Source organism: Pelistega suis (assembly GCF_013133795.1).
Classification (GTDB): Bacteria; Pseudomonadota; Gammaproteobacteria; order Burkholderiales; family Burkholderiaceae_B; genus Taylorella; species Taylorella suis.
The window spans coordinates 253,249-268,456 of the sequence record NZ_JABGBN010000001.1 but is presented as its reverse complement, the minus strand read 5'-3'; the positions used below and the strand labels follow the sequence as shown (position 1 = coordinate 268,456).

12 protein-coding genes are annotated in these 15,208 nt (G+C 37.4%); all 12 read right to left on the bottom strand.

Annotation, left to right across the window (positions count from 1 at the left end; genetic code table 11):
• Positions 1–26: 26 nt before the first annotated feature.
• Genes HKX39_RS01330 through HKX39_RS01275 form a run of 12 tightly spaced genes read right to left on the bottom strand, consistent with a single transcriptional unit; the run spans position 27 to position 15,058 of the window.
• Entirely contained in the window at positions 27–1,205 is a 1,179-nt protein-coding gene (locus HKX39_RS01330; protein WP_171679508.1) for a DegT/DnrJ/EryC1/StrS family aminotransferase, read from the bottom strand.
• A gap of 15 nt (positions 1,206–1,220) precedes the next feature.
• Positions 1,221–1,841 carry an acetyltransferase gene (locus HKX39_RS01325; RefSeq protein ID WP_171679507.1) on the bottom strand — a complete coding sequence of 207 codons (621 nt, stop codon included), beginning with the start codon at positions 1,839–1,841 and terminating at the stop codon, positions 1,221–1,223.
• Positions 1,834–2,448, bottom strand: a complete 615-nt coding sequence (locus HKX39_RS01320) for a sugar transferase (RefSeq protein ID WP_171679506.1) — start codon at positions 2,446–2,448, stop codon at positions 1,834–1,836. Before HKX39_RS01320 ends, HKX39_RS01325 begins: the two co-directional genes overlap by 8 nt.
• Positions 2,449–2,497: 49 nt before the next feature.
• Positions 2,498–3,730, bottom strand: coding sequence for a glycosyltransferase family 4 protein (locus HKX39_RS01315; RefSeq protein WP_171679505.1), 1,233 nt, complete (start codon positions 3,728–3,730; stop codon positions 2,498–2,500).
• Between the two features lies 1 nt (position 3,731).
• Positions 3,732–5,558, bottom strand: coding sequence for a glucosamine 6-phosphate synthetase (locus tag HKX39_RS01310; RefSeq protein ID WP_171679504.1), 1,827 nt, complete (start codon positions 5,556–5,558; stop codon positions 3,732–3,734).
• A 5-nt stretch (positions 5,559–5,563) separates the two neighbouring features.
• The gene (locus HKX39_RS01305) at positions 5,564–6,709 is read right to left on the bottom strand and encodes a glycosyltransferase (protein ID WP_171679503.1); all 1,146 of its coding nucleotides are present in this window, start codon (positions 6,707–6,709) and stop codon (positions 5,564–5,566) included.
• Position 6,710: 1 nt separating this feature from the next.
• On the bottom strand, positions 6,711–8,135 hold the full coding sequence (locus tag HKX39_RS01300; RefSeq protein ID WP_171679502.1) for an O-antigen ligase family protein: 1,425 nt from the start codon (positions 8,133–8,135) through the stop codon (positions 6,711–6,713).
• A complete protein-coding gene (locus HKX39_RS01295; protein ID WP_171679501.1) occupies positions 8,125–9,387 on the bottom strand; it encodes a lipopolysaccharide biosynthesis protein in 1,263 nt (420 codons plus the stop codon). The genes HKX39_RS01300 and HKX39_RS01295 overlap by 11 nt, the downstream gene beginning before the upstream one ends.
• An 8-nt stretch (positions 9,388–9,395) precedes the next feature.
• Positions 9,396–12,452, bottom strand: a complete 3,057-nt coding sequence (locus HKX39_RS01290) for a hypothetical protein (protein ID WP_171679500.1) — start codon at positions 12,450–12,452, stop codon at positions 9,396–9,398.
• A gap of 3 nt (positions 12,453–12,455) precedes the next feature.
• Positions 12,456–13,535 (bottom strand): DegT/DnrJ/EryC1/StrS family aminotransferase, encoded by a 1,080-nt coding sequence (locus HKX39_RS01285; RefSeq protein WP_171679499.1) that lies wholly within the window; start codon positions 13,533–13,535, stop codon positions 12,456–12,458.
• A 3-nt stretch (positions 13,536–13,538) separates the two neighbouring features.
• A complete protein-coding gene (locus HKX39_RS01280; RefSeq protein WP_171679498.1) occupies positions 13,539–14,114 on the bottom strand; it encodes an acyltransferase in 576 nt (191 codons plus the stop codon).
• Positions 14,114–15,058, bottom strand: coding sequence for a Gfo/Idh/MocA family protein (locus HKX39_RS01275; RefSeq protein WP_171679497.1), 945 nt, complete (start codon positions 15,056–15,058; stop codon positions 14,114–14,116). The genes HKX39_RS01280 and HKX39_RS01275 overlap by 1 nt, the downstream gene beginning before the upstream one ends.
• Positions 15,059–15,208: the final 150 nt, after the last annotated feature.

Sequence of the window (15,208 nt, the reverse complement as noted above, 5' to 3'; positions counted from 1 at the left end):
AGTGTTATATCACATAATAAGAAAAACTAAGTCGCAGTAGCTTCTAACATTACACTCTTTAACACTAATAAAGTTTTCTCAATCTCTGCTTCTGTCAACGTAGGATGCACTAAAAACATTAAGCTCGTTTCTCCTAACTCTTTTGCAATAGGTAACGATTTTTTTGGTTTATATGGCTTATCATCAAATGCTTTTTCTAAATAAACTTCTGAACAGGAGCCTGAATATACCGGTACTCCCTGTGCATTAATTTCAGCCATAATGCGATCACGAGACCACCCCTCTTTTAGCAAGTGAGTTTCTACCAATACATAACACTTATAAGCTGCATGCACAATATCACTAGGAATCGTAGGAACTCGCAAACCCTTTAATGTTCTTGCGAGTGACCAGATTTTTTCAGCATTCGCTATCCGTGCGGCATGCCAAGCAGGCATACGTGCAGTTTGAATACGACCAATAACGGCTTGAATTTCTGTCATGCGCCAATTGGTGCCAAAGCTCTCATGCAACCAACGAAAACCTGGGGGATGTTCACGCTCGTAAACAGCTTCCCACGATTTACCATGATCTTTATAAGACCACATTTTGCTCCATAATGCTTTATCATTAGTGGTAACCATACCACCTTCACCACCGGTTGTCATAATCTTATCTTGACAGAAAGACCACGCTCCCACATGACCAATCGACCCTACTGCTTTGCCTTTATAATACGCACCATGAGCTTGTGCACAATCTTCAATGACCCATAGCTTATGCTCATCTGCAATCGCCATAATCCCATCCATATCACAAGGCCAGCCCGCTAAGTGAACACAAACAATAGCTTTCGTCTTAGGCGTTAGAACAGCCTTAATAGTTTCCGGCGTAATATTCTGTGTATCTGCAGAGACATCTGCAAATACGGGGGTTGCGCCTGCATTAATGATACTGGAAACAGAGGCTAAAAAAGTGCGAGAAGTCACAATTACCTCATCTCCCTCTCCAATTTCCATAGCTTTCAATGCCAAATCCAATGCCAAAGTACCATTAGCTAAAGCCACAGCATATTTAGTACCCACATATTCAGCAAATTCTTTCTCAAAAAGACGACACTCATTCCCTGTCCAATAATTCACTTTATTTGACAATAACACGCGCTGAACAGCATCAGCCTCTTCTTGCGTAAAGGAAGGCCAAGGAGAAAATGGAGTATTTAACATGATATGCTCTTAATATTAATAAGGTTTGGCGGGATTACTCTTAACCTTTTGAGAATCCAACACATCTTTCACAACGACACTGCCAGCAGCAACAAAACAGTCGCACCCAACAGAAACCTGCTGAATAATACTACTTCCTATCCCAATCCAAGAAAAATCACCTACAATGACATTGCCTGCTAAACTTGCTCCTGGACAAATGTGAACACCCTGTCCTAAAACACAATCGTGATCTACACTGGCATTGGTGTTTATAATAGCACCCATCCCAATTTTTGCGAATGCGTTAACACTGGCATTAGAGCACACAACACTACCTATACCAAGCGAAACATATCTACTTACATTTGCCGTGGGGTGTATTAACGAAATTACATTAGCCCCCTTATTAATCAGTAGTGTAATTTTCTCCAGTCTTACACGATTATTACCGATTGCAACAATCACGCCAGCATATTTTGATACATCTGCCAATAAAGCGGCAAAATCACCCTTAACATCCCAATGCTCCAGTTTCTTTTTTACCGCATATTCATCATCAAAAAATACGACTTTCTGATAACCCAACTCCTCTGCTAAATCAGCAACAACTTTACCATGACCTCCGGCACCATAAATCGCTAAAATATCAGTCATTGTCGTGATTACCTGTAAACTTTGCAATGGTCACATGTCCATCAGCATTAATATTTTCTTGAATAAACACCTTCTTAATAGTTTTCAACAAAACCATTATATCTATACTAAAAGATAAATTATCTACATACCAGACATCTAATTTAAATTTTTCTTCCCAAGAAATCGCATTACGTCCATTGACTTGTGCCCAACCAGTAATCCCCGGTCTAACCTCATGACGACGCGCTTGAGCCATATTGTATAACGGTAAATATTCCTCCAACAATGGTCGAGGTCCTATTAAACTCATGTCTCCTTTAATAACATTGAGCAACTGAGGTATTTCATCTAAAGAAGTTTTACGTACAATTCTACCCGTTTTAGTTAATCTCTCAGCATCGGGTAACAGATTCTCTTCAGCATCTCGTCTATCACTCATGGTTTTAAATTTAATAATATTAAATATTTTACCGTCTTTACCAGGGCGACGCTGTATGAAAAATGGGTTACCTCTATTCACAACCCAAAGCGCTATCATAGTAACTAAAAATAGAGGACTTAAGAATATCAATAAAACCAAAGCTACTATAAAATCGAAAACTCTTTTCAAAAAATAGCGGTACATTAAATAGCTCCAACACAGTCAACTTTATAACGCCATAAATAACTATTTATTACCTTTGAATGGATTTTATTTTTTCGAGATATTGTTGGGCTAACAAAGCATACGTTCTATATTGATAAATCCATTGCTTCCCCCTTTCTCCCATCATTTTCTGTTCACTCTTTGGCATCTCAGCTACCTCACATAGGACTCTAATAATAGCCTCTGAAGAAGACTCATCCTCTTCAGGTTTAACAAAATAACCACACTCTGCCTCATTAATCATAGATGGATAACCCGTATAAGATGCAATTATAGGTTTCGCTGCTAGCATATACTCCACCACCTTATTCATCGACTGACCATATTCCCATACCTTAGAGTTTTTGGTAGAAAGATACAACACATCACAACATGCTAACAAATCTTTAACCTGCTCCTGCTCAATACGAGGCAAGAAAGTAACATTCTCACATCCCTTTAACCGACCCTCAAACTGAGTTCTTAAATCACCGCCTCCTACCAAGACAAAATGAAAACGATTATTATGCTGTAGCTGATAAATCGCCTCTATATATGGTTCCAAGGCATTAGTAATTCCCATACTTCCTGCGTAACCAACAATAATTTTATTTTCAGGAAACTGTCCCACAAAAATATTTTTTTTTACCGAACTTTCTACATAATTTTCTGGATGAAAACCCAAAGGTGCACAATGAAAATTAAAATGACGCTTTTTAATAATTGTTCTGACATGTTCATCTAGTTTAGGCATAGTACCCACAATCAAGTCAGCCACCCTATAACCAAACTTTTCAATAGCACCTATTAACAAAGTCAAAGGATGATACTTTGAAATTCCTCCTTCCTCCGTCATTGTCAATGGCCAAATATCACGAACCTCAAATACTAAAATTCCTCCATATTTTTTCTTTAAATAATATCCATACAATATACTAAAAATAGAGAGTGATGATACCAACACTACATCTGGAGGATTTAACTGTTGATGCTTAAAACCAAATAAACGTCTTTCAAAGTCAAACCAACTCAAAATACGTGCAATAGAAGCCGTCTTCGAATACTTCTTAGTTTTAAACCAATGCACCCAAACACCCTCTATATACTCTTTTTCGTAAACCTGTGCTGTTTCAGGAAAATGTGCCAAATGATTAGAGTCTGAAGTAAACAGGTGTACCTCATGCCCTAATTTTTGCCATTCTTGGCAAAAATGAAAAAGGCGGGCCGGCGACTTAGCATACTTAGCAGGGCTTGCGTATTTAGAAATACACCAAATATTCATATTATTCCTTATAAAGCTTAGGAATATTATTAACAACACTAATTACACTAGCAAAATCCATATTTAATGTATCCAAATACCAGCGGATATTTTGATAACGTGGTTTGTTTTCCTCTGCGATTAGAGACAACGCTTTCTCTCGCGTCATTTGTCCCTCTCTAATTTGATTGCTACGGAATGTATCATGTTCAGTAAAACCAGCTACGGTGTAATAGACGTAATTATAAAAAGCGGCAGTCCCATCACCAATACGCCATGTTGTCGTTGTATCTATTGCTTTTTCCCAATCATATTGATTTAAAAGTGTATCATCAACAACTTCCTCGTCCCATCGCCAATAATCAAACAAATGGTAATAATCTTTTTTCTCAGTAAAGCTACGATAGTACTCCCCTGACAAAGTATCCCACAATGATGTATTAAAATAACCCAGACTCTCCAGCATCGCTTTAAAGCGTTGTTTATGATAAACCAATTGCTTACTCCAGCCATGGCTATAAACACGCTTCTCCTCAAAATCAGGAGGTATATCCAAAAAGCCTGTTTTGAAATAAGTTACTTCCAGCGGATTTACTCCCCACAGATTTAAATTAATTCCTGTTTGTTTTTTAATATGCTCAACATAACGGAAAAAATGCTTATCACCAGCCGTTAACATCGCCATCATTCCAAGATGGGGGGATTTTAACCATGCCTTTAGGTTTTTACGAATATTGTCTCTTTTTTTAGAAATATCTGCTGCAACAATAATATTTTCAACGCCCAATTGCGCACACATTCTACTAATATTTCGACGCCCCAAATCTGTTACCATCCCCCAATCATAAGTATAGGTCACAGGCTTCATCTTCAATTCATTTACAATTAAATGAAGCCCATAACAGCTGTCTCTCCCCCCTGAAAAAGGTACAATACAGTCTAACTCCTTCCCTGCTCGACGATAAGGCTCCACAAGTTTAAATAACTCCTCTTTTGGTTTGGGATTATTACGAGGTTCATAATGATGGCAATAATTACAAACACCCTCTTCATCAAAGCGAATAAACGGCATCGTCTCTGGCAACACACAACGTGTACAGCGTTTTAAATTAGGATGCTCGTATTTTAACAGTGCCTCTTCCTGAGCATTAAAAATAAACTCAGGAATAAGATTTTCTTTCCGACTCTTCTGATCCTCCACAACAAAAGGCATCACCGAGGTGGGAATATCCAGAATAACACTATCTTCCTTAATCTGTTGTATATTTTCACAATGAATCAAATCCAACGCATAGCGTTCTGAAGCAAAATAAACTTGTTTATTTTTTACTCCCGTATATAAACTGCCATTATTTGAAAAGAGTAATAATTTTCCCTTGCTTGGCAGCATCAAGGCGCAGGCAATAATTCCTTTACATAAACTTAAAACCCTAGCCGGAATATCTTCTATGCTCGCATTATATTGCAGCATTTCCTCTGCAATACCGACAATCACCTCCGAATCAATTTTATATTGTCGATTAACCTTTAATTTGTCCCAAACTTCATCATCATTTACGATGATGCCATTATGAATAGCACAGATATCCCCTCTAATCACAGGTTGATTATCACCTAAACCATTGGTAATCAACCGACTATGTCCCAATATCACGTGGCTATGATAAGGTCTCTCTTTAGATAACAATTTAACCACATCATAATCCGCTCGTGAAATACGATATTGATGATTTTCTAAATACACCAAACCGCTTGAATCGCGTCCCCGTTGACGAGAATGCTGAACAAGTTTTTTAAAATCTTCTTTAACAATTGCTTGCTGCGCAATAACACCAAAAATGCCGCACATATAACTTACCTATTCTCTTTTGATAACTGATGATATAAATTGATAATTTTTTCCTCTTGAGCCTGCCAACTTAAAGGATACAAACTCAAAGTATTAATCATTTTCTTCTCTTGAAATTGAAGTGAATCTAGAGTTTCACCAATACTAGTCATACTTAACTCAATACACTTACCTAGATCATACTCCTGTACCAGCGCAGAAATATCAGGAAAATTTGAGGCTAGCACTGGTAGACCCGCAAAAGCATATTCAAACAGTTTATTGGGTAAACAATAATAATCACTTAATGATACATTCTGCACGAGACAAAAACCAAAATCAGCACTTCTTGCGATACCTACCACTTGAGAATGAGGCACAGCTTCATGATAATGAATATTGTGATAATCCAGACCATCCTGCTTAATACGTGCTGCTAACTCACCATAACCTAAAAATACAACATGCGATTGAGTAGTCGTTTTTTTAAAAACCTCTAAAATTAACTCAATACCCCTGCCATACCCTAATATACCGATATAAATATAAATTTTAGCCTCAAGCGGTATATTAAATTTATCTCTTAGATAAAAAGCGTTCACTTCCCGAAATTGAGTATCAATATATGGTGAGTTCATAACAACTTCTGTTTTTACAACACCCAAATGCCGTTCATACCACCCTGCAATTGAAGGACTCACAACAATAAGTGCATCTACACAAGGCCAGACAAATTTCTCAATCCACAACGTCCCCTTACTCATTAAAGGAGTTTGCCCATTTTTATCTGACTCCAACTCGTGAGCATCGTATATTAATTTTGCTTTCGTGAGTTTTTTAAGTAACCATCCAAGCGGTAAAACTACTGTATCATGACAATGGATAACCCGTGGCTTATGTTTGAGAGCACGAAGTAACATCCTCATCACTAACTCTATTAAAATAAAGATATGACGAATCGCTTTGGGCAACAAAAACCACTTTCGACTCATTAGCTTAAAAGAAACAACATCAAAAGGCAGAGACTCCTCCGTCTTATGAACTTCCTCCTCTAGCATAATACCCAATCCAAGTATATTAGCAGCTGGATATTCCCTTGCTAAACAACCCATCTCTTTCAAAATTCGAGAGTCAGAACGAATATCGGTGTGGGTTAAATGCAAAATATTCATTTTATGTATTTACCCTATTAAATATCGCAAATAAAAAACATAAAGGGGTAAACAATATGAAGTGTATTACTTGAATACCACCAATAAACATATATACACACAGCACATAAATGGCTGTATACATTAAGTAGCTACCTGTTTTCTGCTCCTTAAAAAATCTAACGATAACTGATAATAGAACAATCGACAAGAAAAAAGCACCAATCAACCCTCCTTCAGATAGGGTCTCCAAAATAAAATTATGAGGGTACCACCCCAACTCTAATGCTTTTCCAATATACACAGGAAAAGAAGCCAATCCATTACCAAATACAATGCTCTCAATAGAACCTAACCACTGTTGCACAACAGAAGTATATAAAAATATTCTTAAACTAGAATCAACTCCATCAACTGCAATCGAATTTAAAGATAATAATTGTTCACTCACCTGATAAGTTAAATCATCTTTAATCTGAACAATTCTATATATCCCCGTCGAAGGAAAAAACCATTGATAAATACATAAAGTTGCTATAAGAGTCAAAATAATTGATACTTTAGTACGTGATGGTTGTCCATATAGAGAAAGCAACACAATCGCTGACAAAGCAACCATCGCAGATCTTGCCGCAGAATCAAAAACAGATAACAAGGCAAATAAAAAAAGCCCCAAAAACATAGATTGAACTAGGCTATTTTTTTTCCGATGATGGTAAAACTTTAATAAAAAAAATATTGCACTAAACCCAATATACATTGTTGTCTCTTGGTATATAACCAAATTGCCAACCTTTATTCCATAAAAATTCAAGTCTACAGGAAATCCCTCTAATATCTGATTAAACTTCAAAATACTTGCCAATCCGACCAAACCGATTAACCATAATTCAGGCTTTATCGATTTTGTCGCAAGTAAGGCGATAAAAAAACAACTCAAACATAGCAGGATTGCTCGCATAGCAAATCCTTCTGCTGCAATGTTTTGATAATACACAATAAGGGTAATAACCCCTACCAAAGACAACACGCATTCCACCGCTTTCTTATGACGACTTGCTAGCCATGCTACAAAAACCATTGGCATCAAATAAACTAACCCTCGTTGCGAATATTGAAAAGCACTATATTCTTTACCTGACGACCAATATCCACTACATAGCATCCATAAAACATATCCAATAAGACTAACAATAATAAATTTAGTACTCACCAAATTATCTGCTGGCAAACTCCACTGTTGATTCTGAGTTTTTTCTCTTGACGCAAAAAAAATGAGTATTGCACAGAAAAAAAGAATTCCGGCCACAATCAAAGGTCTAACAACAGTCATACCCTGCATAAAAGGTGCTGAAGGCAACAATACACTCAGTGCAGCAAAAAAAGAGCTCCACCATATACCCGACGGAGAAAACTGCCGACTCTCATCATTAAATTTATTTAACATGACCTAATTTCCTCGCACCTTTTAAAATAAACCATAAGTACACAAGGGATTGTAATACCTCATGAGATACAAAAACAATCAAAAATGCATGAAATGAAAATGATTGCAAACACATTAAAGTAATTAATAACGTCAATAAATAAACCATTTGCCAAGCAACTCCAAACTTCAAAGTTTCTTTCAAAACGAGTACACCACTTAAAGCACTCACAGGAAAACGAAAGATAACGGCAATGATCAACATACCAGCAACACCACCAGCTTCCCTCCAAAGCTCTCCAAATACCATTGCAAATAAACTCTCTCCCCAAACCCACACCGCAATAGCAACAGGTAACATCAGCACAAACAAAACAGCTGACATTTTACATACTTCACCATAAATTCTTTCTGGATGTGTATGTTGTAATGTAGAAATTCTCTGCAAAAAAACCTGCGATACTCCCTGCCCCAAAATACTTATGGGTAAAGTCACTATTCTGTAAGAAAATGCATATATGCCTACTACACTATCAGCAAAATAACGTACGATAAAAAAAATAGGTAGTTGTGCTGAAAGAGAGTTAGATAAAGCTCCTATTAGAGAAAATGTCGGATAACTCCTATACTCAATTGCCACGCCAAATAAATCCTTCCCTGTTACTTTAGATGAGGATGCACAAATCATCCTATGCAACGTTCTACCCAAGATGATACAAGCACCAAATAATCCCAAAAGCTGCCCTAAAATCAACCCCCCTTTGATAGAGATTAACCCCATACCAACTTGTCCAGATGCCGCCACCAAAGATTGCGTGATTTGTGCACCCGAAATCTGCTTAAACTGCTTCTTTCTGATAGAAAAGTAACTACAGGTTTGATAGACTCCGTTACCAAACAATGCCAAAGGTACCCAATATAGAATATCTACTATATTTGTCACTCTAAAGGTGCTAACAACTTTCTCTTCAAATATACAGATTAATAAAAATACACAAACGCTCAAACCAGTCGTTATTAATAATGACAAAACGACTAACGCCATTGATTTTTTATCGCTATCAGGCAAAACAATAGTCTGCTCGTAACGTAAAGTTGCAACCGTTGTTAGCACAGACACCATAGCACCATACAATGCTAATAGACCAAAATCCTCGGGAGAAAAAAGTCTGGTCAGAATTGGACTAACCAAAACTGTGACTAATTGTGCAAATCCAGAACCAAGTGCTATCGTAAATGTATTTTTAAAAAAGTCCTGCCAATTGCTACGCATCTCTTCACTCAATATGTTTTGTTCATCTTCTTGATAAAACCAAAATATGACCAGACAACATTATCCAGCTCCCAAGGAGATGTAAAGCGAATAAATCTAGAAATGGTACTATCTAAAAAAACAGGTACACGATTAAAAGAAATTAACTCTTTTGCGACAAAAGGATATACATCTCCTTCTCGAACAAAATCCATTACTTGATTCACATACTGGTACTCATGTCTAGCTGCGAACAATTTCAGCATTGCAATAGTATCAATCGTTCTAAAAGAAATCCAACCATCACCTTTATCTCCAGCATAAGTAGGCTTATTAACTGATATTTCTTCTTGTTCACTCCAACCTTCCCAGGCCTTCGCCCACCAATACGGCCAGATTGCTTTTTTAGGTAACCCTTCCCGCTTGCGATAGTCAGTAATATGATTAACAAATAGATTAATGACACTATCCGCAACCTCATGTTTATCTGTTTGTATTACATAAGTTGCCCATTCATTTTGATGATTATAAGGTACTGGTACACCATCAAAATAAAACGCATTACCATAAGGCCATGCAAGATAATAAGCATCTTCACTATTCCACTGCTTAGAGACTGTTTTTCCAACTCCCTTCTCTAACACCTCCATGTGATTAGTTAAATGAACCACCTCATTATCCAAAACTCGTAAAGCTTCTTTTGCTGAAGTATCATGGGGGAATAACCGAAGATAACGTTTATACAACAGGGCAAATCGACTACTCTGTACAGCAAACGTAGCTAAACTTCTGTCCACACTAAAAACTCGCACCCGCAATCCGTCAGCGGAATTCAGCTGATGTGTTAACAGCAACATCTCCAGTTCTACTCTACGCTTTACAAATATCACATAATCTTTAAAAACTTCAAAAAAATCTATATCGTCACGGGCTAACTCTAAAAAACTAAGTAAACCATTTAAATAATAAACTTGTGCCCAAGCACTCCACCCCTCTATATTATTACTGCCTAAATATAAAATACCATTTGCTTTGTTAGCCAAAAAGTCTTTGATAAATAACTCTTTTATATCATTTTTAGTATTTAACAATTGATACTGGACTCGATTACCATAAAAGTCAAGATTGAAGGGAATATCCCCATACTCAAAAGAATGTACAATCTGATTTTTCTGAAAATCATATATAGCAAACAGTGACATTGTAGTTTTAACTAAAGCAAACAACTCATCATGATGGTTTTTTATAACCTCAACAAATACTTCTATATCATCTACCAATGGTTTCTCTATAAGAGAATGTCCATCATATATCATGTACAACTGACCTGCCATGATATGAACCCTAAATTTTTCGTGATAACTCGGTAATAAAAAAAACTTAGGTATTACCTCATACGTAGAACCCGCAGGATCCTTGACAGAAGGTAACTCAATAGTTTGTTTTTCTTTAAACTCTCTGTCATTCTCAACAAATACTTTTAAAATATTTCTGCCTCGTAAACTATCATACGCCACTATTAGTAACTGTTCTTGGTGAAAAAGACCCTCTCTAAAATCTAGAAACGAATCAGTATAATCATCAATATACTGATAAGTAACTTGTAAATTCAACTTATTCAAAGATACCAAGTACAGATGATTAGTCAGCAATTCTCGCATCAAAACAAGATAACGGTCACCATCCTCAATAATTTTAAGGGGCACTGCTTGTATTTTATCTAACAAAACCTTGTGACCTTCAAAGGCTATGTTTGTTTGCAAAGTACTCCTTGATAAAGATACCTTGACTCCATCTAAAAAACTCGCTAACGCAATAGGGACTTCATTTTTATAAGAATCATCCTCTAAGACAGCACCTGACTGCTCCGCTTTTTTTAAAAAAACCGTATTGTTTATGATGGGGTAAGCATCCACTGACGCCAAACCATACATAACATACGTCAAATACTCTGTAATAACTATTTTTTCATTTTGCCATCTACTGTATTCTTCACCTTGTCTATACTTTTCTAAAAAAGCAATTAATGGAGAGATTCTGTCATCCTCAGCAAAATACTTAGACAAAATATGCAACGTAAAGCCCAAACCGTATAATCTCGCACCAAGTGGCTTACTTCCATAAGTATGAGGCAAAAAAAACCATTCCGAATAATCTGTATTTGCAAACAATTCCAAATGCTTTAATATGGCCGCTCTATCGAATAAACCCGCTAAGTTACCTTGGTTATCCATGTAACTCAAAATACCCTCAATAACATAACCTGCATGAGCCAAATCGTTTGGTGTATTCGCCTCCTCAATAGAGTACGACCAAAACCATCCCCCATTAGCGTCAATTTGCTTAAAATAAAAATGAGCCAACATGACCCTATCAGTAACTTTTTCAATTCTTTTCTTCAAATAATCATCTTCCAAAAAGCGATGAAAACGCTGCATTTGTCCCGCCATATAAGCGGCAGCATTAAATACATTATATTTTCTGTCCTGTCTTGTTAAAGAATAATTAAAAAGTCCAGAGTTCGAAAAAATAGCATCGTCCAGATAGGGCTCTATTGCCGCACGAATACGTTGAAAAATTTCTTGTTTAGGGGCAGTATCAGGGGCTAATTCTACCCAATCTAACAACGCATTTAATACAATCCCTGTGGTAATAGTATATTCTGAGTTAGCAGGATTAACAGTTCCATCACCAAAAGCGTCCCAAGCTATAGGTACTCCCCAACCAGCTATACCATCTTTATTAAGATCATAATTGTCTAAAAGCCAACGACCCGCTTTATTGGCTAGTGTCAGGTCATACTTACCAAAAGATTTATAATACTGCAATAGTTCCGAAGACAAGACCATTGCATACGCTTTAGGAATATGAGCAACATCATTGTCGCCATAGTCACTAACCCCATAGCCAGGATAGTCAATATTTAAACTATTCTTGAGTCGTTGATATATCTCTTTAGTATCAGCAGTTACATAAACACCGCCCCCATCCATACCTTTATCACTATTAAAAGCATGAATATACCAACCAATAAGACAGAAAGTTAGTATTACTAAGCAACCTATTAACCATTTTCGTACAATCAACTTCTACCCTTTTAAAAAAGCTCCAACAACTTTAGCCACATCAGCCTTACTCATATAAGGATGGAATGGTAGACTAATCACTTCTTCGGCAATTAAATCACCGACAGGCAGTATTGCAGCAGAAGCAACGGCAGGCTGTTTATTTAAAGGGATAGGATAATGAACGGCAGTAGGAATACCCGCCTCTTTTAACTTGGCAATCACCTGATCGCGATTTTTAACTCGAATAGTATACTGTGCATATACACTCGTATTATGAGACTCAATGAAAGGCGTAGTATCAACACCCTCCTCTGCAAAAAGGCGATTATAGTGATCAGCCACCTCTTGACGTAACTGAACCTCATTATCAAGAATGGCTAATTTAGGCAATAAAATAGCAGCCTGTAAAGTATCTAAGCGACTGTTCACTCCCACACGAATATGATGATAACGACGATCTTGTCCATGACGCGCAATCTGACGTAGCACAATGGCTAACTGCTCATCATTGGTAAAAATTGCACCACCATCACCATAACAACCAAGAGGTTTGCTAGGGAAGAAACTCGTACAAGCAATTGTCGTTAGGTTACATGACTTACAACCTTTATAGGTAGCACCAAAACTCTGTGCTCCATCCTCGATAACAGGCAAGCTATGTTTTGCAGCAATAGCATTGATAACATCAAAATCAGCACATTGACCGTATAGAGAAACCGGGATAATTGCCTTAGTTTTTGGTGTAATAGCCGCTTCTAGTAGAGCTGGGTCTAAGTTATATGTCTTAGGGTCTACGTCGACATATACAGGCTTAGCACCAAGCAAAGCAACCGTCTCTGCCGTAGCAATATAAGTAAATCCTGGCGTGATAACCTCGTCACCTACACCAACGCCTAATGCCATCAATGCAATCTGCAATGCATCTGTCCCATTCGCGCAAGAAATACAGTACTTAGCACCCACGTAAGCCGCAAGCTTTTCTTCCAATTCAGAGACCTCTGGCCCCAAGATATACTGCCCATGAGCTAAGACTTTCTGGATATTTGTATCAATTTGATCTTTAATACGTGCTTGTTGTGCTGCCAAATCAATAAATTGCATGATTTACTCTTTGCTTAAAAATGAATTACGTAAAATATATTTTGCGCCAGTATGAGAACACACCACTTCGCCATCACCTTCAACAGGCAAATCCAACTGCTCACCATACTCACTCATCCAACCGATTTGTTTGGCTGGAACTCCTACCATTAAGGCATAAGGTTTAACATCTTTATTAATAACCGCACCAGCACCAACGAAAGCAAATTCGCCTACGGTTACCCCACAAACAATGGTACAGTTTGCACCTAATGTAGCGCCTTTTCTGACAAAAGTATCCCGGTACTCACTTTTTCGCTCAATTAAGGAACGAGGATTATAGACATTAGTAAAGACCATACTCGGGCCACAGAACACGCCCTCTTCTAAGTATACATTATCGTACACAGAGACATTGTTTTGAATTTTGCAATGGTCCCCAATACTGACCTTATTGCCCACAAAAACATTCTGACCTAAAGATACGCCTTTGCCAATGCGAGCCCCAGCGCAGACATGTGCAAAATGCCATACACGAGAGCCCTCTCCAATTACTGCGCCATCGTCAATAATGGCACTTTCATGTTTATAGAAACTCATTATTTTTTCAAATATGGATGATAATCACCAGTTAATGGTGCGATATCAGCATTACGAATATGTGCTACTGTAGTAATTGCCGTGCGATTTTCCTCTAAACCAAAGCCACGACCTGCCAGAATTTCCTCGTAACTACGAGTATGCAAATCGGTAAAACCTCCTGAGAATTCAATCTCTTCACCATCCACAGTAATTGAACGGAATGTACGCTGCCCCTCATCCTGTTGTTTAGCAGGAACATCTTCAAAGTCCACCGACAAGAACCAACGCACGCGAGCATTTTCATACTCTAAATAACCTGCTGCCTTAGTTTCTGTACACAAATGAACAACATTCTGCTGTAATGCACCAAAAATATAATGCAACATATCAAAAAAATGTACACCGATATTTGTCGCAATACCGCCTGATTTCTTCACGTCCCCTTTCCAAGACTGAAGATACCACTTCCCACGAGAAGTAATATAAGTTAAATCCACATCATATTTCTTATCTTTAGATGAATTTTGTACTTTCTCACGTAAAGCAATAATTGCAGGATGCACGCGCAATTGAAGAATAGTATTGACTTTTTGTCCTGTATCTTTCTCAATATCTAATAAGCCATCAATATTCCATGGGTTCAACACGAGTGGCTTTTCACAAATGGCATCTGCGCCAGATCGCAAAGCAAAGCGCATATGAGAATCGTGCAGATAGTTTGGCGTACAGATAGACACATAATCAATCTTACGAGCATCATTAGCACGACGAATCTTATCTACAAAACGGTCAAAACGCTCGAATTCTGTGAAGAATTCAGCATCAGGATTATGGCTATCCATAATCCCAACAGAGTCGTTAACATCATAAGCAGCAACCAACTTGTTACCCGTAGCCTTAATAGCTTGCATATGTCGAGGTGCAATATAACCGCCGGCACCAATAAGTGCAAAATTTTTCATTTTTATGCCTTTTATTGAAAATGGTACTATTGCAGATTGTACAATAACCTACACCCTATGAATAGCAAAGCGATGGTAAATTTTCACTCTTTTACAAAGTAGAAAATAACATTTCATCCTTCTCGCTACCATGTATCTACCAAACTTTCT